The sequence below is a fragment of the Armatimonadota bacterium genome (assembly GCA_016789105.1).
Lineage (GTDB): Bacteria > Armatimonadota > Fimbriimonadia > Fimbriimonadales > Fimbriimonadaceae > UphvI-Ar2.
The window spans coordinates 23,540-29,692 of sequence record JAEURN010000005.1 but is presented as its reverse complement, the minus strand read 5'-3'; the positions used below and the strand labels follow the sequence as shown (position 1 = coordinate 29,692).

6 protein-coding genes are annotated in these 6,153 nt (G+C 58.9%); 3 read left to right on the top strand and 3 right to left on the bottom strand.

All coding sequences use genetic code 11. The annotated features are described in order from the left end of the window. Positions 1-195: 195 nt before the first annotated feature. Together JNM28_05630 and JNM28_05625 are read left to right on the top strand one after the other, a co-directional pair. Positions 196-636: a hypothetical protein gene (locus tag JNM28_05630; GenBank protein MBL8067909.1), complete on the top strand. Its 441-nt coding sequence runs from the start codon at positions 196-198 to the stop codon at positions 634-636. Positions 637-985: 349 nt separating this feature from the next. Then, positions 986-1,384 carry a hypothetical protein gene (locus JNM28_05625; GenBank protein ID MBL8067908.1) on the top strand — a complete coding sequence of 133 codons (399 nt, stop codon included), beginning with the start codon at positions 986-988 and terminating at the stop codon, positions 1,382-1,384. Here the strand turns inward: JNM28_05625 and selB are convergent. Genes selB through JNM28_05610 form a run of 3 tightly spaced genes read right to left on the bottom strand, consistent with a single transcriptional unit; the run spans position 1,376 to position 4,526 of the window. After that, positions 1,376-3,202 carry a selenocysteine-specific translation elongation factor gene (gene selB, locus JNM28_05620; protein MBL8067907.1) on the bottom strand — a complete coding sequence of 609 codons (1,827 nt, stop codon included), beginning with the start codon at positions 3,200-3,202 and terminating at the stop codon, positions 1,376-1,378. The genes JNM28_05625 and selB overlap by 9 nt on opposite strands. 4 nt (positions 3,203-3,206) lie before the next feature. Continuing rightward, positions 3,207-4,088 carry an isoaspartyl peptidase/L-asparaginase gene (locus tag JNM28_05615; protein ID MBL8067906.1) on the bottom strand — a complete coding sequence of 294 codons (882 nt, stop codon included), beginning with the start codon at positions 4,086-4,088 and terminating at the stop codon, positions 3,207-3,209. A 21-nt stretch (positions 4,089-4,109) separates the two neighbouring features. Next, positions 4,110-4,526: a hypothetical protein gene (locus JNM28_05610; protein ID MBL8067905.1), complete on the bottom strand. Its 417-nt coding sequence runs from the start codon at positions 4,524-4,526 to the stop codon at positions 4,110-4,112. Positions 4,527-4,720: 194 nt separating this feature from the next. Here JNM28_05610 and JNM28_05605 point away from each other — a divergent pair, with 194 nt between their 5' ends. Next, entirely contained in the window at positions 4,721-6,124 is a 1,404-nt protein-coding gene (locus JNM28_05605) for a hypothetical protein (GenBank protein ID MBL8067904.1), read from the top strand. Positions 6,125-6,153: the final 29 nt, after the last annotated feature.

Genomic DNA, 6,153 nt, shown 5'->3' with positions numbered 1-6,153 from the left:
CCCCCCCCCCCCCCCCCCCCCCCCCCCCCCCCCCCCCCCCCCCCCCCCCCCCCCCCCCCCCCCCCCCCCCCACGCGCGGAACATCTTGGTCGATTAGCATCGTGCCGATCGGCGGACTAGACGACGTAACCGAACTCCACCGAGATGTGGCCGGCAATATCGGTTCTAGCCATTGGACCCGAGATTGGGTGGAGAGTGCTTGGCGTCTCAAATCATGATTTTTGGATTGAACCGACTGCAGAATTTCTGATCGAAGGATCTCAAATGCTCCAAATGGGAATGGATATCGCTGGAGTCATACTTGGAGATCATCCGTTGGCTGGACCAGCGATCGCATCGGTTCACATTGGCCTCACTACCGCGTTCAACTCATTCTTGCAATCTATGGTAGAGAACATGAGCCCAATGGGTGTGGCAGAAGCCAATCGAATTGGCCCATCGGGATATGAAGCAGTTTTCAGAGCCAACCCGATTGGATTCAGATGGACCATAGCCGTGAAGCGCAAATTGCATGTGCGACTCAGTACAGTATCTGCTTACGGCAGTGCTGGATTTGAGGGCACTGTTGTGCAAGAAAGTCAGCAGCTGGATCCGGACAAAACAGCGGTAAGATATGCACTGGGGAAGATGCCATGATAATAAGTAACTTTGCTCTGGCAATTGCCACGTGTCAATCGCAAGATTTTCACATATGGCGTGATCTCGCAATAATGGGTACGAAGTTGACCTATCGTACCGAGTGGAAAACAATTTCGACGGAAATTGATAAGACAATTTCGTTCTTAAGAGTGATTCTACCCAGTCACGAAAAGCCAAATTGAAGCGATTATGTGATTCGTTTAGAACTTCACGTGATACGGCTAGAAATGGAGTTTTAGCCTTACGACTCTCTCGAATATTTCGCATTGAAATTAAAGAACTTGGTCAACAAACTCTGATTCAAGCTGTCTATTGCAATTCATCAGGCATTGCCGATTGGAACTTTATGAAAGAAATGTACATGAGCCAATACCCTGATGGCCAGAACATGGATTGTGGCGGGCTTGGCCTCAGACTGGTGCGCGAGTTTCCCCGCGATTTGGAATTGCAGCGCGCGTTCTTATTTGACTGTGGTCAAGGCTATGCGCCGCTCAAAGACCGCTACGAAGTCCTCAAGGTGCTCCCCAGTTGGGAACATAAACTTTCCGACTGGGATTACCATGATCACTACGCCAATATCACGTTCACGATCACAACATTATCGAAGAAGCCAGATTATGTGGCCGTCAGCAAGCGAGAGATCCGTGAGGCTATGAAATATGCGCCGACCGAGCCGAAGAGAAAGTTTAAACAAATGATGCTTGACCATTTGAACAAACTCTATCCCAATATCGGTTCATTGTGAGAGCACCACTCGAGAATCGCCCTGGCGCAGTGTGACGCCGATTGAATCGAAATACTCCAACAGTGGAATGGCATACTTGCGGCTGATTCCCAGTCGTTCTTTGAACTCGGCGGCGGTGAAACGGGCACCCGAGAACTCACTCCGGAGCCGCTCTGCCAGAACCTCTAAAGTCCCCCGGGGGAATACCAACCCGTCGCCGATCTGGAGGAGTTCGCCGGCTTCCCAACCGACCTTGAGGATTTCGGCCACCGCGTGCTTGGGGACGCCGAGTTGTTCAGCAATTGCGTGTTCGGCAGGCGGGGCTGCCCCCCCGGCAACCAACAGCTCTGTCACTCGGTCGAGCAGAGCCCGCTGCCGCTCCTTGAGCTCAGGCCGGTGCCCAGCCAAGGCGATGGCGGTGCCGTCGGCGCGGATTTTGCCTTCGGCGGCCCAGTGCGAGATGATCCGGTCGAACGGTTTGCCCGCCCAGTCCAAACCGGCCTGTTTGGCGGCGGCGTCACGGGGGATGAGGGCCCGGCTGGGGTTGGATCGGTGCAACGAGTCAAGTGCGGCAAAAAAGCGGGATTCAGCGGCTGCGAACGTTTCTGGTGTGAACCACAAGCCACCGAATCCTGCCAGGCTCCCCGTGGCTTTGGCTCCTTCGATCTCGTTGCCGATGGCTTGAACCGTCGTCCCGAGCAGCCTGGCCGCTTCATCGGCCGAAACGCCTTGGGGGAAGCTGTCAATGGTTGGGATAAGGCCGGCTTGTTGGGCAACATCGGAGTTTTTGCGTCGCTTGGTGGCCTGCGGAACGGTCACCTTGCCCCCACCCAGGATCCGCGGCGGGCTGTAGCTCCGGATGATGAGCGGCTGGTCCTTGGCGGCGGCGGTGGGCCGTTCGCAACGGAACTGGGCGACGGCTTCATCGTTGTCGTTGTGGAAGACCTTGGCGATCACTTCGTCGGCCCCGATGCTGACCCGGACCCTTGCCCCATGTTTTGGTTTCTCGATCCAGCGGATTTCGGCATCGAACAGGTCGGTGGCAAAACAGGAACCTGGCCCGCCGACGGCCATCCCCCGCTCCACTGATTCAAAAGGAATGCCGCCGAGGTTCAGGGCGACCCTTTGCCCGGCTTCAGCCTGGGGAACCGGATCGCCATGCACCTGCACAGCCCGTATCCGGACATCCTTTCCCGAAGGCTGAACAACCGCCTTGCCGCCCGGTTCAACAACCCCCCGAGCCAGGGTTCCGGTGACGACGCTGCCGTGCCCGGGCACCGAAAACACGCGATCCACCGGCAGATACCAGTTTCCGGCCATAGCCTTCCCTGGATGCGAGACGGCTTCGGCCAAGACGGCCCGCAGGGAATCGAGGCCTTCCCCAGTGACGGCAGATACGGCAACCGTAGGCGAATCAGCAAACCGGGTCCCATCCAACAATTCGGCGACTTGCAAAGCGGCGATTTCCCGGGTGTCGGAATCGGCCAAATCGGCACGGGTGAGCGCGACGATTAGGCGTTCGACCGGAAGGAGTTGGATGGCGGCAAAGTGTTCGACGGTCTGGGGCATGACCCCTTGGTCGGCGGCCACGCACAACAGGACCACATCCATCCCGATGGCCCCGACGAGCATATTGGCCACAAACTTCTCATGGCCTGGCACATCGACGACACTGAACCGTCCGGCACCGCGCAAGTCGATGGCGGCAAACCCGATATCAATCGTGAGGCCCCGCCGCTTTTCTTCGGGCAAGCGGTCGGTATCGATCCCGGTCAGGGCCTTGATCAGGGATGTTTTGCCGTGGTCGACATGTCCGGCGGTCCCGATCAGGCGGCTCATTTGGTCAACCCCGGCCCAAAAATTCGTGGCAGGCCGGCTCCCCGCCATCGGAGACCCAGAGTTCGAATTTTCCCACCGTTGTGGCCGCGCCATATCCGCCGAATTTGTCCAAGGCGAGCACGACACAAGGGATTTCGCGCGATTTGGGCAACCGTCTCAGCATGAAGTCGGCAACTTTATCGCAGGCTTGTTGGGCGGAATCGCCTCCCCGCATGAACTCGACAGCGCGATGGCTGGCCGCGGCCTTCCAAAGATCCTCTCCGCGGCCGGTGGCCCCGGCGCAACCAGCTTCGTCATCCGCATAGATGCCGGCACCGATGATGGGGGAATCCCCGACGCGCCCGGGGAGTTTGAACGGCATGCCGCTTGTGGAACTTGCGGCAACAAAATGGCCGTCTTCGCGGGCAAGCATGGTAACCGTGTCGTGGGAAGGGGCTTCGTCGAATGTGTGGATGTAGGCGCGGGCCGCTTCGGGGTCGTGCCCGTGGAGCTGGATGGCCCGGATCACCACGTCGGTCAAGAGGTTTTGAGGTTGGAGCCCATGGGCGATGCCGAATCGGCGCGCCTGCTCCCCGGCAAGCATGACATGCTCCGTGCGCTCCATCACCCAGCGGGCCATGGAGATGACCGGCAAAAGCCCCCGGACGCTGCAAACGGCCCCGGCTTCCAACGTGTCACCGACCATGATGCTGGCATCGAGTTCGATTTCGCCATCGGTGTTGGGCAGGCTCCCGCGGCCGATCGCCACCAATTCGGGGTCGTCTTCAGCGGAAGCAAGGCCGGATTCCAAGCAATCGACCAACGAACCTCCCCGGCGGCTGCAGGCCAGGGCACTCTGGATGGCGACTTCACCCGGTCGTTTCCACGTTGAAACTATTGTGCGCACGCGGGCATGGTACCGGCGGGTTCACTCTTTGCGTTTAGGCCCGGGCCGGTCGAAGAGGGGGCGGTTGCCTTCTGGCGAGAGTTGGCGGCGCAATTGCTCCACATGGGCATCGGCTTCGCTTTCGAACGCAAAACACCCCAACACCTCGCCCTGCCACACGTTTTCGACCACCCACTCCGGGACTGGGAGGTAAACGATCCGTTCTGGGGCCTGGATGGCAACCGGGAGCACAGTGGTGCCGTCCGGCGATTGGTAGATGAATTCAAACACCATCCTGTCTGGTGCAAAGACCGTCGTGCCCATTTGGGGTTCGGCCTTTGCATGGGCGGCCCGCCACACGTCCTCATCGAATTCCCCAAGGGGCGGCGGTGACCCCGCCCGGAGGGCATCGAAGATCTCCCTTTTCAATTGGGCGGCATAGGGGGCGAGCCGTAACATGGCCAGAGTTTAACGCGTTGGCGTCCCCAGGAATTTTGCTGGCTGGTAACTCTTCCGGGTTTCGTTCGACCCTAGTAATTGTAAGGGCAAGGTGTTTGGACCGGTCGGGCAAATAGTATCCCAGGCGAAGGTCAGGAAGACCGGCTGCATGCAGCGCGCCAACCAAGGGAACTTGAATTCACGGAAGAAGAACCATGTCGTTTCGCATCAACACCAACGTCAACGCAATGAACGCGCTTCGCAACCTCGGTATGACCGGGATGGAAGCAAGCAAATCGACCACTCGACTCTCCACGGGTTTGCGCATCAACAGCGGTGCCGATGATCCGTCCGGCCTGATCGCTTCGGAAAGCTACCGCGCCCAACTCGGTGGTATCGACCAAGCCCTCCGCAACAACCAAGACGCCACCAACTTCTCCAAGACCGCTGAAGGCGGCCTCGACGAAGTCAACCGCCTTCTGAAGGATGCCCGGACCTTGGCGGTTGCCAACGGTAACGGCACGCTGGACGAAACCCAAAAGCAAGCCAACCAAACGCAGTTGAATAGCATCCTCGCGTCGATCGACCGGGTTGCCGCCAACACGTCATTCGGTAGCCGCAAGCTTCTGGACGGTTCGACCGGTACTCAAACCACGGTCATCAACGGGGCAAAAATCTCCAAAGCGAGCTTCAACACCAAAATCGGCACCCAAGCCATCAGCACCGCTGACAACTTGGACGTCGACGTGACGCAAGCTGCAACTCAAGCCACCCTGACCGGGACCAAGACCATCGCAACCGGCGCCACCGCCGTTGGTGCAGGTTCGGTTTCGATCAACGGCCGGCAATTCACCACCGACGCAACCACGACGCGGACCCAATTTGTCGATATGCTGAACGAAGCATCGGGCGAAACGGGCGTCCTCGCCTCAGTCAACGGTTCCAACCAAATCGTCCTCACCGCAACGAAGTTCGGTACGGGCGGCAACTTCGAACTCGTCGACAGCAACGGCATCATGCAATCGGCGGCTGGTGTTGCCAGCGCAACCGGTTTGAACGCTGAAGCCGACGTCACCTACACGGTGGGCAGCAACACCTTCACCTCGACCTTCGACCAAGGTTCCGGCCTTGACCTGAAGGATGCCGATGGGAACACCTTGTCGCTGACCAGCAGCGGTAACGCCGTTGCCACGCTGACCGACGCGATCCGGGTGAACTCTGGTGCGACGACCTTCCAAATCGGTGGCAACGCCGGTCAAACCGCAAGCCTCTCGCTGGGCAACTTCAGCTCGGCCAGCCTTGGCTTCACCTCGACCAACGCCAACATCACCGGTACGGACATGTCCGTTGCCATCGCCGCCATCGACAGCGCGATCAGCAACGTGGCAAATGCCCGCGGCCAAATTGGCTCGTTCATGAAGAACACGCTCGAATCGAACGTTCGCAGCCTGGGTATCCAACGCGAAAACCTGGCCGCAACGGAAAGCTCGATCCGGGAAATCGACGTGGCCGAAGAAATGACCAACTACACCAAGTTGCAAATCCTGCAACAGTCTGGTCTTTCGATGCTGGCTCAAGCCAACTCGGCTCCGCAAGCCGTCCTCTCGCTGCTCCGCTAAGCCGGTTCAGCAAGGATCAAGCTGGCCCC

Coding starts and splice junctions, on each gene's coding strand:
- JNM28_05605 (MBL8067904.1), top strand. CDS start 4,721: ATGTCGTTTCGCATCAACACCAACGTCAACGCAATGAACGCGCTTCGC.
- JNM28_05625 (MBL8067908.1), top strand. CDS start 986: ATGAAAGAAATGTACATGAGCCAATACCCTGATGGCCAGAACATGGAT.
- selB (MBL8067907.1), bottom strand. CDS start 3,202: ATGAGCCGCCTGATCGGGACCGCCGGACATGTCGACCACGGCAAAACA.
- JNM28_05610 (MBL8067905.1), bottom strand. CDS start 4,526: ATGTTACGGCTCGCCCCCTATGCCGCCCAATTGAAAAGGGAGATCTTC.